The organism is Mucilaginibacter ximonensis (assembly GCF_042686265.1).
GTDB classification, from domain to species: domain Bacteria; phylum Bacteroidota; class Bacteroidia; order Sphingobacteriales; family Sphingobacteriaceae; genus Mucilaginibacter; species Mucilaginibacter ximonensis.
Map to the genome: position 1 here is coordinate 332,231 of NZ_JBHUPD010000001.1, position 26,250 is coordinate 358,480.

23 protein-coding genes are annotated in these 26,250 nt (G+C 42.5%); 15 read left to right on the top strand and 8 right to left on the bottom strand.

Features of this window, described 5'->3' with window-relative positions:
- Positions 1–139 precede the first annotated feature (139 nt).
- Complete coding sequence (locus ACFS5N_RS01580) at positions 140–700, bottom strand: hypothetical protein (RefSeq protein WP_377181521.1); 561 nt, start codon at positions 698–700, stop codon at positions 140–142.
- 98 nt (positions 701–798) lie between these two features.
- The gene (locus ACFS5N_RS01585; protein ID WP_377181523.1) at positions 799–1,494 is read right to left on the bottom strand and encodes a porin family protein; all 696 of its coding nucleotides are present in this window, start codon (positions 1,492–1,494) and stop codon (positions 799–801) included.
- A gap of 221 nt (positions 1,495–1,715) precedes the next feature.
- On the opposite strand from ACFS5N_RS01585, the gene ACFS5N_RS01590 reads away from it, so the two are divergent.
- The 4 genes from ACFS5N_RS01590 to ACFS5N_RS01605 all read left to right on the top strand — a co-directional run bounded on the left by ACFS5N_RS01590 (position 1,716) and on the right by ACFS5N_RS01605 (position 7,888).
- Positions 1,716–3,329, top strand: coding sequence for a CTP synthase (locus tag ACFS5N_RS01590; RefSeq protein WP_377181525.1), 1,614 nt, complete (start codon positions 1,716–1,718; stop codon positions 3,327–3,329).
- Positions 3,330–3,353: 24 nt separating this feature from the next.
- The gene (gene yidC, locus ACFS5N_RS01595; protein ID WP_377181527.1) at positions 3,354–5,192 is read left to right on the top strand and encodes a membrane protein insertase YidC; all 1,839 of its coding nucleotides are present in this window, start codon (positions 3,354–3,356) and stop codon (positions 5,190–5,192) included.
- A 339-nt stretch (positions 5,193–5,531) separates the two neighbouring features.
- Positions 5,532–6,896 (top strand): exonuclease domain-containing protein, encoded by a 1,365-nt coding sequence (locus tag ACFS5N_RS01600; RefSeq protein ID WP_377181529.1) that lies wholly within the window; start codon positions 5,532–5,534, stop codon positions 6,894–6,896.
- A 449-nt stretch (positions 6,897–7,345) separates the two neighbouring features.
- A complete protein-coding gene (locus tag ACFS5N_RS01605) occupies positions 7,346–7,888 on the top strand; it encodes a pyridoxamine 5'-phosphate oxidase family protein (protein WP_377181531.1) in 543 nt (180 codons plus the stop codon).
- Positions 7,889–8,032: 144 nt separating this feature from the next.
- Here the strand turns inward: ACFS5N_RS01605 and pyrF are convergent, their stop codons facing one another.
- Positions 8,033–8,863 (bottom strand): orotidine-5'-phosphate decarboxylase, encoded by an 831-nt coding sequence (gene pyrF, locus ACFS5N_RS01610; protein ID WP_377183880.1) that lies wholly within the window; start codon positions 8,861–8,863, stop codon positions 8,033–8,035.
- 326 nt (positions 8,864–9,189) lie between these two features.
- Here pyrF and rho point away from each other — a divergent pair, with 326 nt between their 5' ends.
- The 3 genes from rho to purS all read left to right on the top strand — a co-directional run bounded on the left by rho (position 9,190) and on the right by purS (position 12,027).
- Positions 9,190–10,809, top strand: a complete 1,620-nt coding sequence (rho, locus tag ACFS5N_RS01615) for a transcription termination factor Rho (RefSeq protein WP_377181533.1) — start codon at positions 9,190–9,192, stop codon at positions 10,807–10,809.
- Between the two features lie 177 nt (positions 10,810–10,986).
- Positions 10,987–11,727, top strand: coding sequence for a CDP-diacylglycerol--serine O-phosphatidyltransferase (pssA, locus tag ACFS5N_RS01620; protein WP_377181535.1), 741 nt, complete (start codon positions 10,987–10,989; stop codon positions 11,725–11,727).
- Between the two features lie 45 nt (positions 11,728–11,772).
- On the top strand, positions 11,773–12,027 hold the full coding sequence (purS, locus tag ACFS5N_RS01625; RefSeq protein WP_377181537.1) for a phosphoribosylformylglycinamidine synthase subunit PurS: 255 nt from the start codon (positions 11,773–11,775) through the stop codon (positions 12,025–12,027).
- A 145-nt stretch (positions 12,028–12,172) separates the two neighbouring features.
- Here purS and ACFS5N_RS01630 read toward each other — a convergent pair whose 3' ends face one another.
- Both ACFS5N_RS01630 and folK read right to left on the bottom strand, forming a co-directional pair.
- Positions 12,173–12,568, bottom strand: coding sequence for an Hpt domain-containing protein (locus ACFS5N_RS01630; RefSeq protein WP_377181539.1), 396 nt, complete (start codon positions 12,566–12,568; stop codon positions 12,173–12,175).
- A gap of 6 nt (positions 12,569–12,574) precedes the next feature.
- Positions 12,575–13,054 carry a 2-amino-4-hydroxy-6-hydroxymethyldihydropteridine diphosphokinase gene (gene folK / locus ACFS5N_RS01635; protein WP_377181541.1) on the bottom strand — a complete coding sequence of 160 codons (480 nt, stop codon included), beginning with the start codon at positions 13,052–13,054 and terminating at the stop codon, positions 12,575–12,577.
- Positions 13,055–13,145: 91 nt separating this feature from the next.
- Here folK and sppA point away from each other — a divergent pair, with 91 nt between their 5' ends.
- The 7 genes from sppA (at position 13,146) to ACFS5N_RS01670 (ending at position 19,880) form a co-directional block, all read left to right on the top strand.
- Positions 13,146–14,915 (top strand): signal peptide peptidase SppA, encoded by a 1,770-nt coding sequence (gene sppA / locus ACFS5N_RS01640; RefSeq protein ID WP_377181543.1) that lies wholly within the window; start codon positions 13,146–13,148, stop codon positions 14,913–14,915.
- A 119-nt stretch (positions 14,916–15,034) separates the two neighbouring features.
- Positions 15,035–16,708 carry a helix-hairpin-helix domain-containing protein gene (locus tag ACFS5N_RS01645; RefSeq protein ID WP_377181545.1) on the top strand — a complete coding sequence of 558 codons (1,674 nt, stop codon included), beginning with the start codon at positions 15,035–15,037 and terminating at the stop codon, positions 16,706–16,708.
- A gap of 4 nt (positions 16,709–16,712) precedes the next feature.
- A complete protein-coding gene (gmhA, locus tag ACFS5N_RS01650) occupies positions 16,713–17,267 on the top strand; it encodes a D-sedoheptulose 7-phosphate isomerase (protein ID WP_377181547.1) in 555 nt (184 codons plus the stop codon).
- An 11-nt stretch (positions 17,268–17,278) separates the two neighbouring features.
- Entirely contained in the window at positions 17,279–17,779 is a 501-nt protein-coding gene (gene rfaE2 / locus ACFS5N_RS01655; protein ID WP_377181549.1) for a D-glycero-beta-D-manno-heptose 1-phosphate adenylyltransferase, read from the top strand.
- Positions 17,780–17,789: 10 nt separating this feature from the next.
- Entirely contained in the window at positions 17,790–18,755 is a 966-nt protein-coding gene (locus ACFS5N_RS01660; protein WP_377181551.1) for a glycosyltransferase family 9 protein, read from the top strand.
- A 3-nt stretch (positions 18,756–18,758) separates the two neighbouring features.
- Positions 18,759–19,391: a porin family protein gene (locus ACFS5N_RS01665; protein WP_377181553.1), complete on the top strand. Its 633-nt coding sequence runs from the start codon at positions 18,759–18,761 to the stop codon at positions 19,389–19,391.
- Positions 19,392–19,397: 6 nt separating this feature from the next.
- Positions 19,398–19,880, top strand: coding sequence for a SixA phosphatase family protein (locus ACFS5N_RS01670; protein ID WP_377181555.1), 483 nt, complete (start codon positions 19,398–19,400; stop codon positions 19,878–19,880).
- A 3-nt stretch (positions 19,881–19,883) separates the two neighbouring features.
- Here ACFS5N_RS01670 and ACFS5N_RS01675 read toward each other — a convergent pair whose 3' ends face one another.
- Both ACFS5N_RS01675 and queA read right to left on the bottom strand, forming a co-directional pair.
- Positions 19,884–20,591 carry a 2-C-methyl-D-erythritol 4-phosphate cytidylyltransferase gene (locus ACFS5N_RS01675; RefSeq protein ID WP_377181557.1) on the bottom strand — a complete coding sequence of 236 codons (708 nt, stop codon included), beginning with the start codon at positions 20,589–20,591 and terminating at the stop codon, positions 19,884–19,886.
- A 100-nt stretch (positions 20,592–20,691) separates the two neighbouring features.
- Positions 20,692–21,741 (bottom strand): tRNA preQ1(34) S-adenosylmethionine ribosyltransferase-isomerase QueA, encoded by a 1,050-nt coding sequence (gene queA / locus ACFS5N_RS01680; RefSeq protein ID WP_377181559.1) that lies wholly within the window; start codon positions 21,739–21,741, stop codon positions 20,692–20,694.
- Positions 21,742–21,996: 255 nt separating this feature from the next.
- On the opposite strand from queA, the gene ACFS5N_RS01685 reads away from it, so the two are divergent.
- Complete coding sequence (locus tag ACFS5N_RS01685; protein ID WP_377181561.1) at positions 21,997–23,244, top strand: ABC transporter permease; 1,248 nt, start codon at positions 21,997–21,999, stop codon at positions 23,242–23,244.
- 9 nt (positions 23,245–23,253) lie between these two features.
- On the opposite strand, the gene ACFS5N_RS01690 is transcribed toward ACFS5N_RS01685, so the two are convergent.
- On the bottom strand, positions 23,254–26,100 hold the full coding sequence (locus tag ACFS5N_RS01690) for a PAS domain S-box protein (protein ID WP_377181563.1): 2,847 nt from the start codon (positions 26,098–26,100) through the stop codon (positions 23,254–23,256).
- Between the last annotated feature and the right edge of the window lie 150 nt (positions 26,101–26,250).

Consider the following 26,250-nt stretch of genomic DNA (forward strand, 5'->3'; position numbering starts at 1 on the left):
AAGTTTATTTAACTCATTGAGAACGAACAGTTGTGACTGTGCTGATATTCTACCACATCAATCAAGAATTCATTGCCGTCCCATTTATGGGGCGGACTAATCAACTAGGTTAATTGGCTTTAGCCAAACCCTTAGTACGCTATTTGATTTTACTATACAAAGCCGCAACCTTACTCCGGCATTCATTCAATAAAATCACACCTTGGGTAAGATTATCAATCACATTATGTTTAAAGGCTTTGTTGCGGCGGTTTTGCGTCGCCTGACGCAGCAACTCATCGTTTTCGTACGCTTTGAAATCCAGCGGACTGTAAACTTCAACAGTGTTAATGCTATTAATTTTCAGGTTGTCAAAGAATGGGCGGTTATCTAGCAATATCTTTTTTATATCAGCCAGGTTTTGCTGCATGATTCTGTAGGTATTCGGGAAATGGTGGTCTTTAAAACCGCCATGCGTTATGAGGTTAATCAAGTTATTTTGATTGACGATGAGTATGCCCACTTTTCTGTTGAAATTAACGGCGAAGGCTTTTATCGCTATTCGGTCAGGGCGGTGAGCGATGGCGTCTGCATTATCGGTAAGTTCAGAGCATAATTTGGATACCAGGTTCCATGAATGCAGGTAACGTGAGTAAGGCGTACTGGCAAAGTTTGTTTGGGTTATTAATACAAAAGTAAGCAGCAACAGTATCTTTTTCATGTGACTTTTTATCGCTTGTTGATAATGTACAAAGTAAAAAGCTGTCGTTTTGTTTAATATGATGAATTTATTAGCCGTTCCATATCATCCGTTCTATATCAAAAACTTTGGCCAATGGTCAGGTAAACTGTGATGGTTTTCATCTGGCTCGCATCAAACCCTGTATAATTGTTTCTGAGGATATTGGTTAAGCCAAATTCCAAATTGCCGCTTAGAGACCATCCTGACTGCCCCTGAAAACCTATCACAGAGCTTATGCCATAATCAGATGACGAGAAATCGCCATTGTTTCCAAATGTTAATTTACGAGATATATCAGGGCCTGAACCCGTGCTTTGTTTGAATTTTCCATTTAATGCATATGAGTAATAAGGCCCAGCCCCGATAAATATATTTGCTCCATCACCAACCGGTATATGGCCAACTGCTTGTAATGGGATTTCAAGATAATGCAGCGTGTATTCGTTATCTGCATCTACATTGGTGTTTGCGCCTTTATAGGGAGGGTCAATAGTGTATGTCGCTGTCATGGATCCGCCTTTACCGGCGTAAAAAATTGCAGGTCGTAAAGAAAAATAATCGTTGAATTTAAAATCGGCGCTAAATCCTAACGAAAACGGACTGGTGTTATTCGTTTGAACCAAATCCCTATGTGCCGATTTGATTTGCAAAAAAGCCATGTCAGAGCCACCCATCAATCCAAAAGTTATAGGATTGTCATTGTCTCCAAAACTTTGTGCAAATGCCGTATAAGTTATTAAAATAAAACACAGACTTGAAATAATTTTTTTCATAATGATAAGGAGTAAAGTGAAATCTAATATAATGATAAATATATCTAACGCCGTAATAATATAGTGGATACAACTGTATGGTTTTCCACAATATCCAGTATGTCAACGGCTTTTCCACAATTGTAAATTCATCCGCTAAACCCCAAAAAAATTGTTACTTTTGTATCCCGTACACAAACAATTGGTGCAGGCTAAAACCGGTACCGAAATTCAATTTTCAGATGACTAAATACATATTTGTTACGGGCGGTGTTACCTCTTCGTTGGGGAAAGGCATTATCTCAGCTTCACTGGCAAAACTTCTACAGGCGCGCGGCTACAGCGTAACCATTCAAAAATTCGATCCTTATATCAATATCGACCCGGGAACATTGAACCCGTATGAGCATGGCGAATGCTACGTTACCGAAGATGGTGCTGAAACCGATCTTGACCTGGGCCATTACGAGCGTTTTTTGAATGTGCCAACATCGCAGGCTAATAACATTACCACGGGCCGTATTTACCAAAATGTCATCAATAAAGAGCGTGAAGGCGCTTTTCTGGGAAAAACCGTGCAGGTTGTTCCGCATATTACTGACGAAATTAAACGCAACATCCGTATACTGGGCGAGGGCGAAGGTAAATACGATATCGTAATCACCGAGTTAGGTGGTACCGTGGGCGATATCGAGTCGTTACCCTATATCGAAGCTGTACGCCAGTTTAGATGGGAGATAGGTTCAGGCAACTCATTGGTTATCCATTTAACCCTGGTACCTTTTCTGGCTGCTGCGGGCGAGCTGAAAACCAAGCCTACACAGCACTCTGTGAAAATGTTGTTAGAATACGGTATTCAGCCGGATATCCTGGTTTGCCGTACCGAACATCACCTCAATATGGATATCCGTAAAAAGATAGCCCTGTTTTGTAACGTAAACATTAATGCAGTTATCGAGTCGATGGATGCTTCGACTATTTACGATGTGCCATTGCTGATGCTGAAAGAGCAACTGGACAAAACGGTACTAACGAAGCTGAAGCTTCCGCATAAAGTTGAGCCTGATCTGGAAAACTGGAAGGATTTTCTGGGCCGGCTGAAAAACCCGACAGCTGAAGTGAAAATAGGCCTTGTAGGTAAATACGTTGAATTGCCTGATGCCTATAAATCAATTATTGAATCATTCATTCATGCCGGGGCTAAAAACGAGTGCAAGGTACGCGTAATTTATATCCCCTCAGAGTCGCTTACTCCGGGCAATGCTATTGATAAATTAAAAGGTTTGGACGGTGTATTGGTTGCCCCGGGCTTTGGTGAGCGTGGTTTTGAAGGTAAAATTGAAGCCATCCGCTATGTGCGCGAAAATAATATTCCGTTTTTTGGTATCTGTTTGGGTATGCAGTGTGCGGTAGTTGAATTTGGCCGAAACGTATTAGGGTTAAAAGATGCCAGCAGTACCGAAATGAATCCGGAGACGCCAAACCCTGTTATTGCCATGATGGAAGAGCAGAAAAAAGTGGTGAACAAAGGCGGCACCATGCGTTTAGGCTCATACCCATGCGATATTAAAAAGGGTACTAAAGCTTACGCAATTTATGGACAGCAGCATATTACTGAGCGCCATCGCCATCGTTATGAGTTTAATAATGAGTACCTTAAGCGATATGAAGATGCTGGCATGATCCCTTCGGGAGTTAATCCGCAAAATAATCTGGTTGAAATAGTTGAGCTTAAAAACCATCCGTTTTTTGTGGGAGCTCAATTTCATCCCGAATTAAAATCAACAGTTGCTAATCCGCACCCACTTTTTATTAACTTTGTCGCCGCTTCAATGGCTTATGCCCGCAAGAAGTAAGTAATTGAGTACGAATAGATAGAAATGGATAGAAATACATTTACAGGATTATTCCTGATCATGATCATTATCGGTGTTTCGGTTTGGATAATGAAACCAAGCGACGCGCAGATCAAAAAAGAGGCCGAACTACAGGCTCAGCTTAAAAAAGGCAAAAAGCCTGGTGCTGCTACAAAAACAGTTAACCTTGATACGGCAAAATTAGGCCCTAAGCCGGTTGACTCAGCCATGCTGAAAACCCCCTTCGGCGCAAGCTTACAAGGTGTTGAAAAACTGGTGACCATTGAAAACAAGGATTTGAAAGTGCGTTTGAGCACATTAGGTGGTCGCATTTACTCGGTTGAGCTGAAAAACTATCAGACTGCCGATAAAAAACCTTTAGTTTTATTTGAAGGTGACGATAATAAGTTCGGCTTTAATTTTGCTGCCGGTGTTGCCAGTATTAATACCAGTGAGCGCTACTTCACGCCAAGTGCCCAGGGCTTACAGGTTACTGGTCAGGATTCGTCGGCCATTACCATGCGTTTAAGCTACAGCCCCACACAATATATCGACTATATTTATACGCTGAAAGGTGAGGGGTATAAAGTTGGTTTGGTAATTAAATCGACCGGCTTGGATAACATTGTTGCCAATGCCGGCAGCATTACCCTTAACTGGCAAAGCAGTCTGCGTCGTTTAGAGAAAAGTATTCAGTTAGATCATCAGTATTCAATGATCCAATACTACGATACCGACAAAGACTTTGACTACTTTGGCGATACTAAAGATGATGCCAAAGAAATCAATGATAAAAAGCTACAGTGGGTATCTTTTAAGCAGCACTTCTTTTCTAGTGTCCTTTTAAGTAAAGATGGTTTCAGCAAATCAAGCCTGTCTGTTAGTACCGATACCAGCAATCATAAAGACATCAAACAATTAAAAGCCAACTTAACCGTAGCACGTAATAGCGATGGTACGTATCCGTTTGACTTTTACTTTAGCCCTAACCGCTACTCGCTTTTAGCGGCCGAAGGCCATGGCTTTGAGAAACAAATTAACCTGGGCTGGGGGCCGTTAAAGTACATTAACCGTGTAGCGGTTATCCCGGTCTTTAATCTGTTAACCAAGTTTAACTGGAACTACGGGTTGATCATCCTGGCGTTAACTGTTATCCTTAAATTGGTGTTGTCGCCGCTTACTTATAAATCTTACCTGTCAATGGCTAAGATGCGGGTATTGAAGCCTGAGATGGACGAGATCAAAGCCAAGGTGGGAGAGGACAACCCGACGTTGTTACAACAAGAATACCTCAAGCTCTATAAAAAAGCCGGAGTGAACCCACTGGGTGGTTGTTTGCCGCTGTTGCTGCAAATGCCGATAGTTATCGCGTTCTTCCGTTTCTTCCCGGGCTTGTTCGAGCTGCGTGGTCAGAGTTTTTTATGGATGCACGACTTATCGACCTACGATTCATTCATTAATTTTGGGTTCAACGTTCCATTCCTGGGCGATCACCTGAGTTTAATGTGTGTGTTGATGACGATATCAACATTGATCTATACTTATTTTAACAACCAGATATCGGGCGTAACCGGCCAGATGAAATATGTGGGCTACATTACCCCAATCATTTTCCTGGGTGCTTTGAACGGCTATCCGGCAGGCTTGAACTACTACTACTTCCTGGCTAACATGTTCACGTTCTTACAACAATACATTATCCGTTTAATGGTTGACGATAAGAAGATCCATGCGCAGATTCAGGAAAACAAAAAGAAACCTGAGGATCCGAAGAAAAAGAAAACAGGCTTCGCTGCCCGAATGGAAGAAATGATGCGCCAACAACAACAAGCGCAAGCATCGGCTGCTAAGAAAGGTAAATAGAGAATAGAGATTAGGAAAAGGCCCGCCATTTCGCAGGCCTTTTTTTATTAATAGGATTTACATAGATTTTTTACCGACTATATTTGTAAATTATGAAGTCTTCATACCACAAAGAAGCCGCCTATTTCTTAAAGAAGGTGACACGTCAGCGAAGTGAGCTTGACGTCGCTAAATGCGATAACTATCTTAAACGGATTAGAGAGATAATGATAAAAACAAGCTATTAAGTTTGACATTATTTATGCCATTGGTGCTAAGCCAATGGCATTCTTATTTTATAGTAAATAATTAATTGACAATTAAACTAAAATAATTAGCAAAATCCACTACATTTGAATTGTGTACGCCATTGTAGATATCGAGACGACGGGGGGGCATGCCAGCGCGAATGGCATCACAGAGATTGCTGTTTGCCTGCATGATGGTAAGAAAATTACCAAACGTTACAGCACGCTGGTAAATCCGCGCCGGGAGATACCTATTTACATTCGAGCACTAACCGGTATTACTAACGAGATGGTTGCTGAGGCGCCGCCTTTTGAGGATGTAGCTGCCGATATATATCATCTGCTGCATGGCAAAATCTTTATCGCCCACAACGTTAATTTCGATTATTCTTTTGTACGGTATCATTTGGCACAGGCAGGGTATGAGCTGCAGTGTAACAAATTGTGCACCGTGCGTTTGTCGCGTAAGATATTAACAGGGGCGCCATCTTATAGCCTCGGTAAGCTGTGTCATCATTTAGGCATAGATAACGAGAGCCGCCACCGCGCCATGGGCGATTGTGAGGCTACAGCTGAGCTTTTCAGCATGCTGCTGCTCAATGACCGTAACGACCACATTAAACAAGCCCTGAAGCAAAACTCGAAAGAGCAGGTGCTGCCGCCTCATTTACCCAAAAAAATGGTTCAGGATCTGCCTAGTTCGCCCGGTGTGTATTATTTCCACGACCAAAAGGGCAAGGTGATTTATGTAGGTAAAGCTAAGAATATTAAAAAGCGGGTAAGCAGCCATTTTACAGGCAATAACCCCGGCCAGCAGCGCCAGGAGTTTTTGAAGAATATTCATCAGATAACCCACCAGGTTTGCGGTACCGAGCTTATAGCCTTTGTGCTTGAAGCCGTCGAAATAAAACGCTTGTGGCCCAAATATAACCGTTCGCTCAAACGCTTTGAACATGCCTATGGGTTGTATATGTATGAAGATCAACGTGGTTACATGCGCCTTGCTGTTGATAAATACCGCAAGTATACCGGTGCGCTGTATACGTGCAATACCATGCTGGAAGGCAGGGCAGTGCTTAATCAACTAATCGAGATGTTTGAACTGTGCCCTAAGCTTTGCTTTATCCAAAATAATACTGAAGAATGTACCGGTACTGCTAAAAACCAGTGTGCTTGTACCGGCACAGAATCGGTAGGCACCTATAATGAGAAAGTGAGCCGGGCCATCGCCGAATTAAACAGCGCCCTGCCGACTTTCGCAATACGAGATGAGGGCCGTACCGATGATGAGCACAGCTGTATATTGGTCGAGAAAGGCAAATTTTATGGCATGGGCTATATCTCCCATTATTTTCAGGTTGAAAACCTACAGCAACTTAAAGATTATATTACGCCGTACCCGGGCAACGATTATATTAAAAATCTGGTAGCTAACTACGCCGATAAGTTTCCGCAGCGGAAAGTGGTGTTCGGGTAATTGTTATCTCTTTCGTCGTTATAGCGAGCGGAGATTGGCAAGTTCTGCACACATTTAATATACTCACAATTTGTAGATCGTCCCCCTCAGTTCCCGCGGGTAGGCTTTGTTCTTTTGGTCCTTTTTCATCTAAGGAAAAAGGACTAAGCCCTCCCGAGAGTAATAGCCCATGAATTGACAAGTAGCAATAATAATGACTCTGCCTGTTTAAAAAAAGCGATGGATACGAGCGATTCCTTCCTCTGGGAGGGGAAGGAGGAGGAAGGGGTTGAAGCTGCTAAACCCCTCCCTGCCCCTCCCAGAGGAGGGAATCGCACTACCATTACTCCTTGTATTGTCTAATGATGGGTATTACTCTCCCGCGGCCATGAGCGGGTACGACGTAAGCTTATAAATAGAAAATCTTTCGGCATCATAATTGGTAGTTTATCACATAAAACTATACTACCATGAACAGCATTAATCAAAATCAACCAGAAGACAATTTAAAAGACCTGAGCGGCCATGATGCTATTGCTAAACTGAAGGAACTGGCAGTAAGCGCTGCCACCTGTTTCTTTGTGACCAATATAAAAACCGGTGTACCGGTATCTGCCCGCCCCATGACTGTGCAGGATGTAGATGACGACGGCAACCTGTGGTTTTTATTGGCTAATGACAGCGGCACTTATCATGAATTGGAAGCCGAGCCGCTGGCACAGTTATTCTTTCAAGGTTCAAAATATTCAGACTACCTCAACGTATACGGATTAGTAAGCCTAAGCCGCGACGAGGAGAAAATCAAGCAATTTTGGAAGCCGGTGCTTAAAACCTGGTTTACCGAAGGGGAGAATGACCCGCGCATAGCCGTGGTAAAGGTTGAGCCCACCGAGGCGCATTACTGGGACAATAAACATGGCAATGCTGTAGCCTTTATTAAACAGTTAGCAGGCGCGGCCATCGGCAAAACTTTAGATGATTCGGTAGAAGGTAAGCTGGACGTTTTGAGATAGAATTAAGAAGCAAAATCAAGAAACCTTGTTCATCATATATATCATCACGTCATTGCGAGCGTAGCGTGGCAATCTCTAGTCGCGTTGCCGGAGATTGCCACACTCGTTCCTCGTTCGCAATGACGTGGTTTTTTGTTTTCGGTGTTATATAATCCCTGCTTTCTCCAACTCCACAGCCATTTGCTTTTGTAGGCTTTTCGCTTCCTCACGAGCTGCATCGGCAAAATCTTCGCCATTACTCGCGTAAATGATGGAGCGTGAGGCATTCACCAGCAAGCCACAATCTTTGGTGATACCGTATTGGCAAACATCTTCCAGGCTGCCGCCTTGCGCACCCACACCTGGAACCAATAAAAAGTTATCGGGTGCATATTTGCGGATATTGGTAAACTCAGTGCTTTTGGTGGCGCCTACCACGTACATAATTCTATCGGCGCCGGCCCAGGTGTTGGCTTTTTTGATCACGGCTTCGTACAGGTAATCGTCGCCTGTATTTAAATATTGAAAATCTTTACTTCCTACCGATGAGGTTAGCGCAAGGATGATCACCCATTTGCCCTCATATTTTAAATAAGGTGTTACGCTATCATTACCCATATAGGGAGTAACGGTAATGGCATCAAAGCTCATGCCTGATGCGGTCTCATCAAAAAATGCACGTGCATATTTGTCTGACGTGTTACCGATGTCGCCACGTTTTGCGTCGATGATGTTCAGCGTTTCTTTAGGTAAATATTGCCAGGTATCAATAAGACTTTGCAGGCCCTTTACGCCGTAGCTTTCATAAAAGGCAGAGTTTGGCTTGTAGGCCACGCACAGATCTTTCGTGGCATCTATAATTCGTTTGTTAAACTCAAAAACAGGGTCGGGGTATTGTTTTAAAAACTCGGGTATCTTATCAAGGTCAGTATCCAGTCCAACACATAAAAATGATTTTTTTTGTTTAATCTGGTCTATAAGTTGCTGGCGTGTAATCATAAGAAAAATAAGAGCTGAATTTTATTCGCCAAAAAAACTAAAAATTAGTTGAAGTGTTGAATGTGAAAAGATTTTTTTTTTAATAGTTTGTTTTTTTAATTTTAATGATTACAATTGCACTGTTTTCCTTTGAGTTTTTCTTGCACTAAAGAGAATAAATTACATTCCCGCGTTACATATCTTGAAAGTATACCTGGTCTGACTTTAACGGTGCAAACAAGCTGCAAAAATTTTCTTTTTCAAAATCATTATCTGAGCAATAATTGTAAGCCTCAAATATAACTATTATAATAAAACCCCTTTTTGAACCCATAATTCATATCATGTCTGATACTACCGAATTGAACGATAAGCTCGTTTCTGAGTTGCGCGAAATTGCCAAAAGTTTAGGTATCCCTGATGCAGACTCGCTGCGCAAGCCTGAGCTAATATCTAATATTGTACAAATGCAACAGCTTATTGATGCCGCCAGGGCTCAGCAAGCAATTGTTGAAGATAACTATACTCCTGTCGGCGATAAAAAAGATGCCGGCGAAAAAAAACAACGTACCCGTATACGTACCGCCGGTGGCAGCACTAAGGTTAGCAAACCGCGTATTGAAGTTCCGCTAGACGATACCAACTTGTTTGATATGCCCGAGGATGAGCCTCAGCCTGAAGATGAGGTTGTTAGCGAAAATGTAGCACCTGTAACTGAAGATGAAGGTCAGTCGCCGCAACAAGAGGGCGAAATTGCTGCTAACCCAGCTGAAATTGTTGAGCGCCCTCAGAAATTTGAGCGCAGAGTGCAGCAGCAAAAGGCGCCTGAACCTGCTATTAACCTTGATTTTGATAATGTTATTGTCAATGAAGGTGTATTGGAGATCATGCCTGACGGTTACGGTTTCCTGCGCTCGTCTGACTATAACTACCTGACCTCGCCTGATGATATTTACGTATCGCAGTCGCAAATAAAATTATTCGGCCTTAAAACCGGCGATACGGTTCGCGGTAGCATACGCCCGCCAAAAGAGGGCGAAAAATACTTCCCGCTGGTGCGTGTTGAAGCCATTAACGGCCGTATTCCTGCCGAGGTTCGTGACCGTGTGCCTTTTGATCACCTGACCCCGCTTTTCCCTTCTGAAAAATTGCATTTGTTTACTGATCCGGGTAACTACTCAACCCGTATCATGGACTTGTTTGCACCTATAGGTAAAGGTCAGCGTGGTTTGATAGTTGCGCAGCCAAAAACAGGTAAAACTATGTTATTGAAGGATGTAGCTAATGCTATTGCTAAAAATCACCCTGAGGTATATTTAATTATTCTGTTGATTGACGAGCGTCCAGAGGAGGTTACCGATATGGCCCGCAGCGTACGTGCAGAGGTTGTTTCGTCAACGTTTGATGAGCCTGCAGACCGTCACGTAAAAATTGCTAACATCGTGCTTGAAAAAGCCAAACGTATGGTTGAGTGCGGTCATGACGTTGTGATCTTGCTTGACTCAATAACCCGTTTGGCTCGCGCCTATAATACCGTAGCGCCTGCATCCGGTAAAATCCTATCTGGTGGTGTTGATGCTAATGCGCTGCACAAACCAAAACGTTTCTTTGGTGCCGCCCGTAATATTGAAGACGGCGGCTCGCTTACTATCATCGCAACTGCATTGACCGAAACAGGTTCAAAAATGGACGAGGTGATTTTCGAAGAGTTTAAAGGTACAGGTAACATGGAGTTACAGTTAGATAGAAAACTTTCTAACAAACGCGTGTTCCCTGCAATTGATATTACAGCTTCAAGCACACGTCGCGATGATTTGCTGTTAGACAGAGACACCTTGCAGCGTATCTGGATATTGCGTAACCACCTTGCTGATATGAACTCAATAGAGGCGATGGAATTTTTACAAAGTCAGGTAAGAGGTACTAAAACCAACGAAGAATTCCTGATTTCGATGAACTCGTAGGTTGGTTGTTAGCTATTGAAGATTAAAGATTAAAGATTGGTGATTGGCGTGTACATGCTAATCACCTTTTTTGTTTCCAATGATTATATCTAATCTTCAATAGCTAATCTTTAATCTTCAATTACTAATCTTTAATCTTCAATCCCCAAAAAATAACTACCTTCACCCCTTGAAAAAATGAAGAAGCGGGTAAAAAAGCACGTTCCTAATGCCATCACCTGTTGTAACTTGTTTAGCGGTTGCGTGGGGATTGTATTTGCCGTTCAGGGCGATCTGATAAAAGGTGCTTATGCTATTTTCCTGGCAGCAATATTTGATTTTTTTGACGGATTTGCGGCCCGGGTACTGAAATCATTCTCAGGGATAGGGAAGGATCTGGATTCACTTGCAGACGTAGTGAGCTTTGGTGTTTTGCCTTCGGCGATATTATACCAGTTGTTTTTACAGGCGCCGCAAATTGATAAGGTAAGCCAGTTTTTAAACTTTAGCGCTTTTTTGATCGCCGTGTTCTCGATGCTGCGTTTGGCTAAGTTTAACAGCGATACCCGGCAAGCCGAAATCTTTATCGGTTTACCAACACCGGCAAACTCCATATTAATAGCCTCCTTCCCATTAATTATCGACCAGCATCCTGCTGCGGCGCAGTATATATTAAATCCGTACGTGCTTACTGCTTTTGTAGCAGTAATGTGCACATTACTTGTAGCGGAGTTGCCGCTCATATCCCTTAAATTTAAGAATGCCGACTTTAATAAAAATATTTATCGCTATTTACTGCTGTTGTTTTCGGCAATATTGATATTGTTTTTTAAATTTGCGGCCGTTCCGGTGATCATATTTTTATATATCGCCTTGTCAATAGTTCAATTTAAAATAGCTAAAGACGACACCCCGGGCTTTCAAAAACGAAATGTTTAAGCGCTTGCAGACGTCGTCTAAATCCAAAAAAATAAAACCCACTTCATGAAAACGTTTCAAGCTGAGATTGATGTAATGCCTAAAAAAGAAATTCTTGACCCTCAAGGTAAAGCCGTAACCGGCAGCATGAAAAATCTGGGTCTGGCTGAAATTCAGAATGTTCGCATTGGCAAACACATCTCTTTGCAAATTGAAGCCGAAAACGAAACGATAGCTGCCGAAAAGGTTGAATTGGCCTGTAAAAACTTATTGGCCAATTTAATTATGGAAAGCTATACCTTTAAATTGGAGCAAATCTAAGAATCTTTATAATAATGACAGTCGGTTTTAGTCGGCGGTCGAAGGTAAATAAGAAAGGCTTTAGCTGGATACCTAAGTGGTATTTGGCTAAAGTCTTTTTATGATGCGTTATTCCGTTGGCTCAGGCCAATATGAAGATGGTTTATTAAGAATCGGCTTCTGCCTCAGCCTTTATCTGCTCGAGCGCAGTGGTGTTGGTGTTTAATATGCTTTGTACCTGATCAAATTTAGCAATCAGGTCCATTACATTGGGCGAGCCGGCTTTGCAGGCCAATTCAATATGCTGAATGAGCGCCTGGCAGTTCAGCATCCCAAAAAAGCCCAGGGTGGCTTTCATTTTATGCGCTGCAGATGCGGCAGTAGCCCAGTCCATGTTCTCAAAGGCATTACTTATATCCTGTAATGACATAGGTGTTTGCTGTAAAAACATATCAATCGACTCAACAATAAACTCGTTGCTGCCGTCAGCAATTTCGTTTAACAGCGAAAGATCAAGATCTAAATTAGTAATGTCGACCGGCATATTGGTTAAGTTGTACATTCAAATTTATAATTTTTTCACAATTAAGCCGTCTCGCAATTCAATTTTTAATTGCAAGTTGCTCTTTTTTAAAACCGGATGAATAAAATCGGGCGCCAGCTCGACTAAAGGTGCTAAAGTAAACTTGCGATTATGTAATTGTGGGTGAGGTATATGCAAGCCCGGCACATCAATAACCTCCGCATTATAATATAAAATATCGATGTCTATAGTTCTTGATCCCCATTTTTCCTCACGCACCCTGCCCATTACTTTTTCAATATTTAATATTCGCTCCAGCACGGTTTGTGCCGGTAAGCTTGTTTTTACCTCAATAACCATGTTAAGGTAGTCGGGTTCGTCGGTCTTACCCCATGATTCGGTTTCGTAAACGGATGATATACGTATGTCCGGCGAGATATCGTAAGAAATATGCATAATGGCCTGCTGTAAATATTCTTTCCTGTCGCCCAGGTTACTTCCTAAAAGCAAAAAAACGTTATTCATTGTTGTAACAAATATTATAGATAGCGCTCTTAATATTTAACCGTGAGGTTTTATTAAGTTTGCATAGATATAAAATATTTATAACAAGTAAATGAAGCAATTTTTCAAATTTGTGCTGGCTACCGTTGTCGGTATAATTTTATCTACCATTATTATTGTGCTTGTGGTAGCCGGGTTGATAGCAGGGGCGGCAAGCAGTGACAAGACTACCCAGGTTGATGCAAACTCTATCTTACATATTGAAATAAAATATCCCATATCTGAACGTACACCTAATAATCCTTTAGCTAACCTGAACTTTTTAGGCTTAGACGGCGATAAATCTGTCGGCCTTAAAGATATTTTGGCCAACATCAAAAAAGCCAAGACCGACAGCAATATAAAAGGCATCTTGCTTGACGAAAGTTACATGCTATCGGGCCAGGCTACTACCGAAGAGATTCGTAATGCACTGATTGATTTTAAAAAATCAGGAAAATTCATCATTGCTTATGCCGAGGTTTATACCAAAGGCTTCTATTATCTGGCCTCGGTAGCCGACAAAGTTTATATTAACCCTAAGGGTGTATTTGAGTTTGACGGTTTTAGCTCGCAAACCATGTTTTTTAAAGGTGCGCTTGACAAATTGGGCATCGAAGCACAAGTTATCCGTGTAGGCACGTTTAAAAGTGCCGTGGAGCCAATGATACTGACTAAAATGAGTGATGCCAATAAATTGCAGGTATCGTCATATTTAAACTCCTTGTATGATCACTATCTTACCGGTATCAGCAAAGCGCGGGGTATTAACAAAGATTCATTGTTTAATTACGCAAACCAAGCTCGTGTACAACAACCAGAGGACGCTTTAAAGTTGAAATTGGTTGATGGTTTGAAATACCGCGACGAGTTATTGGCTGAGGTGAAAACCAAATTAGGTATTAAAGAAAAAACCGACATCAACAGTGTTGAGATCAGCGAGTATACCAAAGCTAATAATGATGCCGATACTAAAGATGTTTCAACAAACCGTATTGCAGTGGTTTATGCTTCGGGCGAGATTGCCGGTGGAGAAGGCGATGACAACAGTATCGGTTCAGAAACTACTGCAAAGGCGCTGCGCAAGGTACGCACAGATGATAAGATTAAAGCGGTAGTATTACGGGTAAACTCCCCGGGTGGCTCATCATTAGCCAGCGATGTGATTTGGCGGGAGGTGATGCTGACTAAAAAAGTGAAGCCTATTATTGTTTCCATGGGCGATGTTGCAGCATCCGGCGGTTATTACATCTCATGCGCAGCTGATTCAATTATTGCCGAACCAAATACTATCACCGGGTCCATAGGCATCTTCGCTATTTTACCTAACATGCAGAAATTGTTTAATGACAAGCTGGGCATTACCTTTGACGGTGTAAAAACCGGTCAGTATGCCGATTTGGGTAACACCAGTCGACCGTTAACTCCAGCCGAAAGGCAGATTCTGCAAAACCAGATTAACCATGGTTATGACGACTTTACAAAAGCCGTAGCAGACGGCCGGCATAAAACACAAGCATATATCAATAGCATTGGCCAGGGCCGCGTATGGACCGGCGAGCAGGCCATTAAAATTGGCTTGGTTGACCGTTTGGGCAATATTGACGATGCGGTAAAATCGGCAGCTAAAATGGCTAAGTTGAAAAACTACCGCACGGTAGCTTATCCTGAGCAAAAAAGCGTGTTAAACAAATTAGGCGAAAGTTTCAGCATACAAATGAAAACCCGCATGCTTAAATCTGAACTGGGCGAAAACTACCCGGTTTATGAGCAAATCAAAAACATAACCTCTATAATGCGTACTCCTCTGGCCCGCATGGAGTACGATGTGGTGATAAAATAGTTTTTGGGCCAATAGTTGATGGTTCATGGTTGATTGTTTAGCGTATATGGCTAAGAACTGTCGACCCATGAACCATTATCTATTCAAACCTTTTTGTATTTTTATCGCTTAATCTAATTATGGAAAATAAAACCATAGCCCGTAAACTTCGTTTGCTTTCGCAGCTCATGGAATTACACGAGGTTAATCCATTTAAAATTAAGTCGATAGCCAACGCTGCTTTTAACGTTGACAAGTTTAACGGCAAAATAGCCGGCAAAACTTTCGAAGAGCTGGAAAAGATACAGGGTATTGGTAAAAGTGTTGCGGCTAAAGTAATTGAGCTGGTGCAAACGGGCACAATGCTTGAATTAGATGAGCTGATAGGCAGCACGCCTCCCGGCGTGGTTGAGATGATGGGCATTAAAGGTATAGGCGCTAAAAAGGTAGCCACCATTTGGCATGAAATGAACATTGAGACGGTGGGTGAGCTGTTTTATGCCTGTAACGAGAACCGACTGATTGAGGCTAAAGGTTTTGGCTTGAAAACCCAGGAAGATATCCGCAAGGCCATCGAGTTTAAAATGGCAAGCACCGGCAAATTTCTGTACGCACAGGTAGAGCCTGAGGCCGATAAGATCACCCAAAAACTTAAGGATACATTTACCAATATCTTGTTTGAATTTGCCGGCGAATATCGTCGCTTGTGCGAAGTGGTAAATGAATTGATCGTGGTAGTTGGGAGCCGCGATTGTGAGATGGCTTTCAATACAATCTTAACGTCTGACCTGGTAAGCGAGATGAAACCCGAGGATGGCCATATTGTCGGTGTAACTGAAAATGGTTTAAAGGTGATCATCTACGTAGTTGAGAAACGTTTTTATTTTCAAACCCTGTTCGAAAAAACCGGCAGCGAAGAGCATGTTAAAATTGTGTTAGAACGCGGCGGCAGCGGAGCCGACCAGCCGGAAAATGAAGAGCTGATCTATCGCAAAGCGGGACTGGATTTTATCAGGCCCGAAATGCGCGAGGGAGATACCTTCATTGAAAAAGCTGCAGGCAACAAGCTTCCCGCATTAATATCTTATAACGACCTGCGCGGTACACTGCACAACCACAGTACCTGGAGCGACGGTGTGAACAGCATTGAAGAAATGGTAACCTATTGCCGCGATCAGTTGAACCTGCAATACCTGGGTTTGTCTGACCATAGCAAAAGCGCTTTTTATGCCAAAGGCTTGAGTATCGAGCGTGTACTACAGCAGCATGAGGAGATAGACCATCTGAACAAAAAGTTGGAAGGCTTTCATGTGTTTAAAGGCATTGAATCGGATATTTTGAATGACGGCTCCCTGGATTACCCGGACGAGATCTTGCAACGTTTTGATTTTGTGGTGGCATCTATCCACAGTAACTTGAAAATGAGTGAGGATAAAGCTACCGAGCGCCTTATAAAAGCCATCGAGAACCCATTTACAACCATACTGGGGCATCCAACCGGCCGGTTATTATTGAGCCGTAACGGATATCCTATAGATTATAAAAAGGTAATTGATGCTTGCGCAGCTAACGGCGTAGTTATCGAGGTGAACTCAAATCCCCTTCGGCTGGATCTGGATTGGCGCTGGCACCAATACACTTTGGATAAAGGCGTATGGCTGTCTATCAATCCGGATGCTCACCGCAACGAGGGTTTTTTGGACATGCACTACGGCGTGATTGTTGCCCGAAAAGGCGGCCTGTATAAAGAGCGTTGCTTAAATGCGCTATCGCTCGAAGAAATAACCAAATTTTTTAAAGACAAAAAGAAATAGACCAGTGATCATACAACAACTCAAAGATCATCAGGAAACCATACAGAGGGTTATCGACACCTTAGTGCCCGATATTGAGCGCGCCTGCGATTTGATGACCTCGACCCTGCAGCACGGTAAAAAGGTTTTAATAGCAGGTAATGGGGGCAGTGCAGCCGACGCACAGCACATAGCAGCTGAACTGAGCGGCCGTTATGTTAAGAACCGTAAGGCTTTGCCGGGTATCGCTCTAACTACCGATACATCGGCATTAACAGCTATAGCTAATGATTATGGTTATGACTACGTTTTTGCCCGCCAGGTGGAGGCTTTAGCTCAGCCGGGCGACTTGTTCATCGGTATATCAACCAGTGGTAACAGCGAAGTTGTTTTGCGCGCATTTGCTACGGCCAGAGAAATGGGTTGCCAAACGCTGGGGCTTTCTGGTCGTGACGGCGGACGGATGAACGGTCTTTGCGACTTGAATATCGTTGTTCCGTCTGAATTGACGGCACGTATACAGGAGGTGCATATTTTGATAGGGCATATACTTTGCCAGGCAATTGACGATTTGTACTAAACCTTTATAACATGAGCATAGATTTAGAACGTGCACTTTTAGAAAAAATAGGCGACCTGCAGGCTACAAAAACCAAGATAGACTTTTGGCAAAGAGAGGGTGATAAGGTGGTGTTTACCAACGGTGTGTTTGATTTGCTGCATTTAGGCCACATTACCTATATGGCTAAGGCCGCCAACCTGGGTGACCGGCTGGTAGTAGGATTAAATGCTGACAGCTCGGTAAAGCGAATTAAAGGTGAAAGCAGGCCGATCAATGATCAGGCTAATCGCGCGGCGTTATTAGCTGCGCTTTTTTTTGTGGATGCCGTAGTGATTTTTGAAGAAGATACGCCGCTAAATCTGATCAGCGCTTTGCGGCCAAATATTTTGGTTAAAGGCTCTGATTATACCGTCGATACCATCGTTGGCGCCAAAGAGGTGATGGCCAATGGGGGTGAGGTGAAAACGATCGACCTGGTTGAGGGCTACTCATCAACTTCTATCATTAAGCGCATTCAGGGTCAAAGTTAAAGCAAACGAGATGAAAATACTGGTGATCCGTTTCAGTTCAATGGGCGATATCATTTACACAACTCCTGTTGTGCGTTGCCTCAAAAAACAACTGCCGGATGCCGAGGTTCATTTTATTACCAAACCGGCTTTTAAATACATCTACGACAATAACCCATACGTCGATAAATTGCTGTTGCTTAAACCGACCCTAAAGGAGACCATTCAGGACATTCGGGCCGAGGGCTATGACTATATCGTCGACCTGCATAATAACCTGCGCACGGCCCTTATTAAGCTGCGTACGCGGGTGCCGTCGTCAACCTATCATAAACAGACTATCCTTAAGTGGCTAAGCTTGAAATTTAAGTGGAAGCTTGTGCCGCCCGTGCACCTGGTTGACAGGTATATGAAAGCTGCAGAAGTACTGGGCGTCAAAAATGATGGCCAGCCCATCGACTACTATATTAAAGCTCAACATCAGCTTAATACGCTTTTACCTGCAACCCACCAAAGCGGTTTTGTAGCTTTTGTGATAGGCGCCACGCACTTTACCAAGCGTATGCCCAATGATAAGATCATAAGCATCTGCAAAGAAATTAATTTGCCGGTAGTTTTGCTGGGTGGTAATGACGTGAAGGCGAATGGCGATGAAATAATCGCCGCTACAGGCGAGAAGGTCTACAACGCGTGCGGCATAACCACACTGGATGAATCGGTGTTCCTGGTGTCAAAAGCTCAAAAGATCATTGGCTTTGATACAGGCCTCACCCACATAGCCGAGGCTTTTGACCGCCCTATAGTATCTGTTTGGGGCGGCACAGTTCCTGAGTTACTAGGCGTACAGCCTTATAAAGTTAAGGATGTTTTAATAGCTGATATTGAACTAGAGTGCAGGCCGTGCTCAAAATTTGGTTTGGCAGCGTGTCCGCTGGGGCATTTTAAATGTATGCGTGATATTGATGAGAATCAGATAAAGCAATTTGTAAACAGTTAGTTTATGATGAAAAAGACATTATCAATGTTGTTGATGGTTAGTATAACCTGCTTGGCAGCCAACGCACAAAAACTGATTGTTGGCGGCAAGATAGATGGCGGTATCGCCTACCAGCAAATTAAGGGTCCGGATATACTTTCAACCGGCAGCTTGAAGACCTTTAATATCAAAGGAATAGTGCAAATGCCATTAAAAAGTGGATTCTGGCTGGAGGCCGAACCAGGTATTGCCAATAAAGGCGGCGTGTTTTATCAGGATGCGCTAACCACCACCACGCATATTACTTATTTGGAGCTACCGGTGAACTTGCTACACAAATGGAATTTTACCAACCTTGGTAAGTATTACCTGGGAGCAGGTGGTTTTGGAGCTGAGGGTATAAAAGGTAATATTAAATATGAAACACCAGGCGTTGCAACTACTGATAAGTTAAAGTTTGGTGCAAATAACGATCTGCGCAGATTTGACGCCGGGCTTGATTTTATAACCGGGTTTGAGTTTCGTAACCGCGTTACGTTTAATATGGGTTATAAACTTGGTTTAAAAGATATTGAATCAATACCTGAACAAGATGCGGGGACAACTGTTATGAAAAACAAGGAGTTCACTATCGGACTGGGATATATTTTTAAATAATAACTTATGAAAAAGCTGCTGTTAATTCGCCATGCCAGGGCCACCCACGAAAGCGGATATATTGATTTTGAGCGTCCGCTAAAGCCTTCGGGATTGCGGGATGCAGCAATTATGGCTGGCCGGTTAAAAGCTCATAACATTATCCCTCAAATATTGGTTGCCAGTCCGGCGTTGCGCACCCTGGCCACCGCCGATGTTATTGCTGAACACATGGGTTTAGCTAAGCCGGAGGAAATAAAAGCTATTTACGATGCCCGTACGGATGAATTACTGGAGGTGATCGGTAATTTAGATGATCAGTATGATTTTATCGGGTTGGTGGGCCATAATCCGGCGATAGGACAGATACTGTACGATCTGTCTGGTCAGACCAAAGATGTGCCCCCCGGAGCAGTTGGATTAATTGAATTTGATATTGATAGCTGGACCGCCGTGCGCCCTAATACGGGCAAACTTTTGTTTTATGATTCGCCCAAAGATGAGGATTGATAATTAACTTACCGCGTTTTTTATCAGCAATTCCATAATCGCAATATCTTCAGGAAAAGTAATCTTGATATTTTTGTGGCTACCATCCACCAAATGAATAAGCTGGCCCATGGCTTCAACTACGCTGGCATCGTCAGTAAATTTAGGGGTATAGGCCTGTTCATAAGCCTTTTTTAGTTGTGCCGATTGGAATGTTTGCGGTGTTTGTACCAGGTAAATTTCATCGCGCGTAAGCGCTACCGAGGTGTTGTTTTTTAATTGGCGGATAGAATCGCGGCTTTTTACGGCTACTACGCCATTGCCGTATTGTGCAGCACTTAGGTAAGCTGCATCGATGATTTCGGCACTGGTCATGGGTCTTACGGCATCCTGTACAGCAATCAGGCTAGGTTCATCCGCAGAAATTAAATCCAAGCCATTTTTTACGGAGTGAAAGCGGGTTTCGCCACCGCTAACCAGCTGATGAGCGATCTCAAAATTATGCTTCTTGCAAAGCTCAACCCAGTATTCATGATAAGCAGCTGGCAGTACCAAAATCAAATCAGGCTTTGACCGGCTGTTTTGAAAGGCCAGCAAAGTGTGCATCAAAACCGGTAATCCGTTTAATAACAAAAACTGCTTGGGTATGGCGGCGCCCATTCGGGTGCCTGAGCCACCAGCCACGATGATAGCGTATTTGGGTATGGATGTGGGATCTGGGATTTGAGACATGTGCTTGATTTGGTAAATATCTTAAAATCATCATAAAACAAAAAAGATGTGAGACCATTTCTGATATCACATCTTTAACCTTGCTTCTTAATACCAAATATTAGATAATAAGCATGGCATCGCCATAGCTGTAGAAACGGTATTTTTCTTTAACTGCCACTTCGTAAGCGTGCATTACATTTTCGTAACCGCCAAATGCAGATATCATCATCAACAGGGTTGATTCTGGTGTGTGGAAGTTAGTGATCATTGAATTAGCAATGCTGAAATCGTAAGGAGGGAAGATAAACTTGCTGGTCCAATCATTAATTGGTTTTAAAGTTTTGCTTGCAGATACCGCCGACTCGATAGCGCGCATTGACGTAGTGCCTACGGCGCAAATACGGCGTTTGTTTTCGATACCTCTGTTTACAATGTCGGCTTGTTTCTGCTCAATGATAATCTGTTCTGAATCCATTTTGTGTTTGGTAAGGTCTTCAACCTCAACCGGGCGAAAGGTACCCAAACCAACGTGCAATGTAACTTCAGCAAATTCAACACCTTTAAGCTCCAAACGTTTCATTAGCTCGCGGCTAAAGTGTAAGCCAGCGGTAGGAGCAGCCACAGCGCCTTCATGTTTGGCAAATATGGTTTGATAGCGCTCTTTATCTTCGGCGGTAGCTTTACGTTTAATGTATTTTGGAAGCGGTGTTTCGCCCAAAATCTCTACGTTACGACGAAACTCCTCGTCGGTGCCGTCAAATAAGAAACGGATAGTACGGCCGCGGGAAGTAGTGTTGTCAACAACTTCGGCAATTAACAAATCGTCATCGCCAAAATATAATTTATTACCTACACGTATTTTACGGGCAGGGTCAACCAGAACGTCCCAAAGGCGAAGCTCCTTATTTAGCTCGCGCAGTAAGAATACTTCAATGGTAGCGCCGGTTTTTTCTTTATTACCGTACATGCGTGCCGGGAACACTTTGGTATTATTAAGGATCATTACGTCCTTGTCTTCAAAGTAATCCAGTACGTCTTTAAATACTTTATGTTCAATTTTTCCTGAATCTTTATGCAATACCATCAAGCGCGATTCGTCGCGGACGTCTGATGGTGTGTGTGCAATTAGCGATTCTGGTAAATTGAATTTAAATTGAGATAATTTCATGCTTGTGTATATGAATGAATTTTCAAGGGCGCAAATGTACAAATATAATTGCGGATTGCGCCGAATTATTGTATACTTTACACCGATATGTTATTTGATTACATTGACTTACGCAAAGCGTATCAGGTTTATTGTTTTTTTGCTGTAACTTAAGTGCAATATAAACATCTAAAGCTATATAACACCAAATTTTTATTTGGGTTTAAAATCAATTTAAATAGGTGTTATCATATAAAATCGGCGAAATCACCATAAATGATATTTTTAAAACTTTTCCGCGAAAGCTTTTTGTTTGCCTTTGACGCGTTGCGCCAAAACCGCTTGCGTACGCTTTTGTCATTGCTGGGAGTGACTATTGGTATTTTTACCATTATCGCCGTTTTTTCGGCGGTTGATACCTTACGCGATAACCTGCAGCAAAGCGTAGATAAACTGGGCAACAACAGCGTTTACGTAGAAAAATGGCCCTGGACATCAGACGGCGAATACCCCTGGTGGAAATACATGCAGCGCCCGGTACCCAAACTACGCGATTTTTACGAATTGCAGCGCCGCAGCCAAACCGCAGCGGCCATATCTTATGAAATAGGTATTGACAACCGAACCATAAAATATGGTAGTAATACGGTTGATGGCGCTCAAATTGACGCCTGTACCCAGGATCATGATAAGACCTGGTCGGTTAATTTTCAGGATGGTCGTTATTTTACTGAAATGGAGTCGCAAACCGGTGCGCCGGTCACTATAATAGGTAATGATATTGCTGAGAATTTATTTCCGAGCGGTAATGCGGTAGGGCATAAAATTAAAGTGCTGGGGCGATATGTTACCATCATCGGCGTGTTTGCCAAAGAGGGTAAGGATATGCTGGGGATATCGGCCGACAAGGAGGTATTGCTGCCCCTGAATTTTGCCCGAAACCTTATTGACGTGCAGAATGAGAAGTACCGCCCATCCATTATGGTAAAAGGTAAAGCAGGCATCCCTGTAGCTGATGTAAAAGGCGAATTAGGTGGGTTGATGCGCTCCATACGTAGCCTTTCGCCCGGCGAGGACAATAACTTTGCTCTTAATGAAAGTACCATGCTTTCTGATCAATTGGATATCGTATTTAAAATTATCAACGTCGCCGGCTTAATTATTGGCTTGTTTTCCATTCTGGTGGGTGGGTTTGGTATTGCTAACATTATGTTTGTGTCGGTAAAAGAGCGTACCAATATCATTGGGATTCAAAAATCGCTTGGCGCTAAAAATTATTTTATCCTTCTTCAGTTTTTAATTGAATCGGTTGTGCTGTGTTTAATGGGGGGAATAATAGGGTTGCTTATGGTATACCTGGGCACATTTTTGGTTAAATGGACGACACAGGTTGCAATTGTACTGTACCTTAAAAATGTTATTATCGGTATAGGTACGTCTGTAGGTATTGGTATAGTGTCGGGTATAATTCCGGCTTGGTTTGCTTCAAAACTAGATCCGGTGGAGGCGATACGATCAAATTAAGATCAGCGTTTAACTAACCTGCTTATAAAACTTCGATACTTTATCAAATAAAACAGCCGGCACAAACGGCTTGCTCAGGTAGTCATTCATACCCGCAGCCAGCGCCTTGTCGTACGTTTCGGGCATGGCATCGGCAGTCAGCGCAATTACCGGGAGTTCAGGAAACAGGTTTTTGATATTTTTGGTTGCTTCGAACCCATCCATTACCGGCATCTGCAGGTCCATTATGACGAGATCGTAAGTTCTGCAATTTACCATTTCAATGGCAACTTGACCATTCAAAGCTTCGTCAACTTGTGCGTGCCATTTTTTCAGGAAACGTGAAGCTATAAGAATATTCATTTTATTATCGTCGACAATAAGAATGTTCATGCCCCGCAAATTAGGCTGACTGCTGATTTGATGTGTTGCCGCAGGTTTTTGCGGCGCATCGTCCGGGCGACCGAAGGCGATGGCAAACTCAAAAGACGTACCCTGACCTACAATACTGTCCACAGAAATGTCGCTGTTGTGCAGATTGATCAAACGCTTGGTAATAGCTAATCCTAAACCCGTGCCGCCATGATCCTGGTTATTATTCAAAACAACCGGCTCCTGTGTAAACGGATCAAAGATCATCGCCAGGCTTTCAGGTGAGATGCCGACGCCCGTGTCTGCTACTTTGAAATTTATCGTTACCTGGTCATTGTTTATTTGCTTGGTTTTTAGGCTGATATTAATGCTACCCTTTAGGGTAAACTTAACCGCATTACTAATCAGGTTGTTTAGTATCTGGCTTAAACGTATCTGGTCGCCAATTAAAAACTCAGGAATATCTTCGTCTATACTGAGCTCGAGCGCCAGTTTCTTCTCCGCGGCTTTTGCCGCAAAGCTTTGTTTAATTTTTTGGACAAGGTTATGGATGTTGAATTTTAACTCGTTCAACTCTAATTTACCGGCCTCTATCTTATTATAATCCAGAATGTCGTTAATGATGGCCAGCAAGTTTTCGCCAGAAAATTTTAAGATATTCAGATACTCCATCTGCTCAGGCCGCGGCGAATCGATTAAAAGCAGGTTGGTAATGCCTATCACTGCATTCATCGGCGTGCGTATCTCATGACTCATAATAGACAAAAAATCCGACTTGAACTTAGACGATTTTTCTGCCAGTTCTTTAGCAGATATCAGCTCCATGGTAGCTTTTTGCTGGTCAGTAATATCTTCGCCGACGCTGGTGGTTTCTTTGAGTAAACCGTTCTCATCATAAGTCATCGTATTTTGCCAGCTAATGATGCGTTGCTCGCCATTACGGCAAACAACCGGATTTGTATATTGCGATGGTATGGCGTTTTGCGTGAGCATGTTACCCACAGTTGCTTTTAACTCGTAGGGTATAAAGTTATCAAACCAATGCATGCCAATAATTTCCTTTTGGTTATAGCCTAACAGGTTGGCCAGGTGTTGGTTGCAAAAGGTAATGTAGCCGTTGTTATCTAAAGATACCGCCGCCAGTTTTATGGTTTCTAATACCAGCTTATACTTATTTTCAGTACGTTTATAGTCAATTTCAGCGCGTTTGCGCTCGGTTATATCCTGTAAGGTGCCAATAATTTTGCGCGGGGCATTATTTTCATTATACAACACTTTACCAATAATGACGCTTAGATATTTTATGTTACCAGCAGCGGTAACGATGCGGAAAACGCAGGTATAATTTGCAATGCTGGCAGCACTTTTAAACAGGTGCTGAACCACAAACTTATCGTTTGGGTGAACATGCTTAAGTAAAAAGCGCTTAATGCCTAACAATTTTAAAACTGCAGGGTCAATTTCAAAAATATTGATGATTTCATCAGAAAAATTGACCGACTGTGTTTGAATATCCAAACTCCAGTTGCCTATTTTGGCTATAGTCTGCGCTTCAATCAATTCGGTCCGGCCTTTTCTAACCGCCTTTTCTGACAGTTTAATATCCGTAATGTCTTGTATAACTCCGGCAATGCGCTTTATCAAACCGTCATCATCCAATATCTTATTACCTACGATAATGCGTATGTATTTAAGGTTACCATTAATTGTAGTGAGTTTGTGCTCAAATTCTTTTAACTCAGAAGTTGGGAGATTTAGCAGAAAGTCGGCGCATGCCTGCCTGTCATCAGGGTGTACAAGGCTAAGGTAATACTCATATTTGTTAGTCCCTTCGGGTAATCCGTCTATTTCTAATATCGAGAAAAGGTTATCCGATAAATAAGTTTGCTTCTGTGTGTCATCATAAAACCAATTGCCTATGTGGGCTATGGTTTGTGCTTCAATTAAAAGGCGCTCTTGTTCTTTTAGCGTTTCTTCAGCTAAATGCTGTTCAGTTATATCAGACAATGCCGCCGATATACGGTGCGTATAATTGCCTTCGCGGTCAAAAACAGGAGTTACCCGGGCATTTAGCCAACGGCCCGTACCGTAGTCAGATATATATTGTAATGAGGTTGGCTTTCGATTAGCAATTACGTAATCAAGCGCTTTGTTAAATTTTTCGGCTTTTTCAACAGATAATATATCCTCTATATGTTTGCCAACCAATATTTTAGGATCAACAATCAGTTCACGAAACTCATTGAACCAGGCGTTCAGGCAAACTTTGTCCTCATTAAATTCAAAAATGATATCGTTCAGCGAGTTTAGAAGCGAATTAAACTGTTGTGAGCTTAATTGCTGCGAGTTGTTCGGAACGCTATCTGTGTACTTTTTTACGGCATCACGAATATGGCGTTTATAACTGGCCAGCATCCACACCACAACCAGCAACAAGACAATTAATGGCAGCCCGACGCTATAGTAAAAAGAGATAAATAATAACGGCCCAGAGAAAAATGCCATCAAACAGTTAATTTATGAGTAGATCTTGACTACGAATATAATCAAATGGTCCGTTTTGTTAAAAATAGTTTAATAAGACAACTTTTTTACAATTTCACCACTTTAGTTACGGCTGAATTATACGCAGATTGTATATATTTGTTGCACATA

Excerpts from the sequence above, each read along its gene's own strand:
- ACFS5N_RS01580 (WP_377181521.1), bottom strand. The coding sequence starts at position 700 with ATGAAAAAGATACTGTTGCTGCTTACTTTTGTATTAATAACCCAAACA.
- ACFS5N_RS01585 (WP_377181523.1), bottom strand. The coding sequence starts at position 1,494 with ATGAAAAAAATTATTTCAAGTCTGTGTTTTATTTTAATAACTTATACG.
- ACFS5N_RS01590 (WP_377181525.1), top strand. The coding sequence starts at position 1,716 with ATGACTAAATACATATTTGTTACGGGCGGTGTTACCTCTTCGTTGGGG.
- yidC (WP_377181527.1), top strand. The coding sequence starts at position 3,354 with ATGGATAGAAATACATTTACAGGATTATTCCTGATCATGATCATTATC.
- ACFS5N_RS01605 (WP_377181531.1), top strand. The coding sequence starts at position 7,346 with ATGAACAGCATTAATCAAAATCAACCAGAAGACAATTTAAAAGACCTG.
- rho (WP_377181533.1), top strand. The coding sequence starts at position 9,190 with ATGTCTGATACTACCGAATTGAACGATAAGCTCGTTTCTGAGTTGCGC.
- pssA (WP_377181535.1), top strand. The coding sequence starts at position 10,987 with ATGAAGAAGCGGGTAAAAAAGCACGTTCCTAATGCCATCACCTGTTGT.
- purS (WP_377181537.1), top strand. The coding sequence starts at position 11,773 with ATGAAAACGTTTCAAGCTGAGATTGATGTAATGCCTAAAAAAGAAATT.
- ACFS5N_RS01630 (WP_377181539.1), bottom strand. The coding sequence starts at position 12,568 with ATGTACAACTTAACCAATATGCCGGTCGACATTACTAATTTAGATCTT.
- folK (WP_377181541.1), bottom strand. The coding sequence starts at position 13,054 with ATGAATAACGTTTTTTTGCTTTTAGGAAGTAACCTGGGCGACAGGAAA.
- sppA (WP_377181543.1), top strand. The coding sequence starts at position 13,146 with ATGAAGCAATTTTTCAAATTTGTGCTGGCTACCGTTGTCGGTATAATT.
- ACFS5N_RS01645 (WP_377181545.1), top strand. The coding sequence starts at position 15,035 with ATGGAAAATAAAACCATAGCCCGTAAACTTCGTTTGCTTTCGCAGCTC.
- rfaE2 (WP_377181549.1), top strand. The coding sequence starts at position 17,279 with ATGAGCATAGATTTAGAACGTGCACTTTTAGAAAAAATAGGCGACCTG.
- ACFS5N_RS01660 (WP_377181551.1), top strand. The coding sequence starts at position 17,790 with ATGAAAATACTGGTGATCCGTTTCAGTTCAATGGGCGATATCATTTAC.
- ACFS5N_RS01665 (WP_377181553.1), top strand. The coding sequence starts at position 18,759 with ATGATGAAAAAGACATTATCAATGTTGTTGATGGTTAGTATAACCTGC.
- ACFS5N_RS01670 (WP_377181555.1), top strand. The coding sequence starts at position 19,398 with ATGAAAAAGCTGCTGTTAATTCGCCATGCCAGGGCCACCCACGAAAGC.
- ACFS5N_RS01675 (WP_377181557.1), bottom strand. The coding sequence starts at position 20,591 with ATGTCTCAAATCCCAGATCCCACATCCATACCCAAATACGCTATCATC.
- queA (WP_377181559.1), bottom strand. The coding sequence starts at position 21,741 with ATGAAATTATCTCAATTTAAATTCAATTTACCAGAATCGCTAATTGCA.
- ACFS5N_RS01685 (WP_377181561.1), top strand. The coding sequence starts at position 21,997 with ATGATATTTTTAAAACTTTTCCGCGAAAGCTTTTTGTTTGCCTTTGAC.
- ACFS5N_RS01690 (WP_377181563.1), bottom strand. The coding sequence starts at position 26,100 with ATGGCATTTTTCTCTGGGCCGTTATTATTTATCTCTTTTTACTATAGC.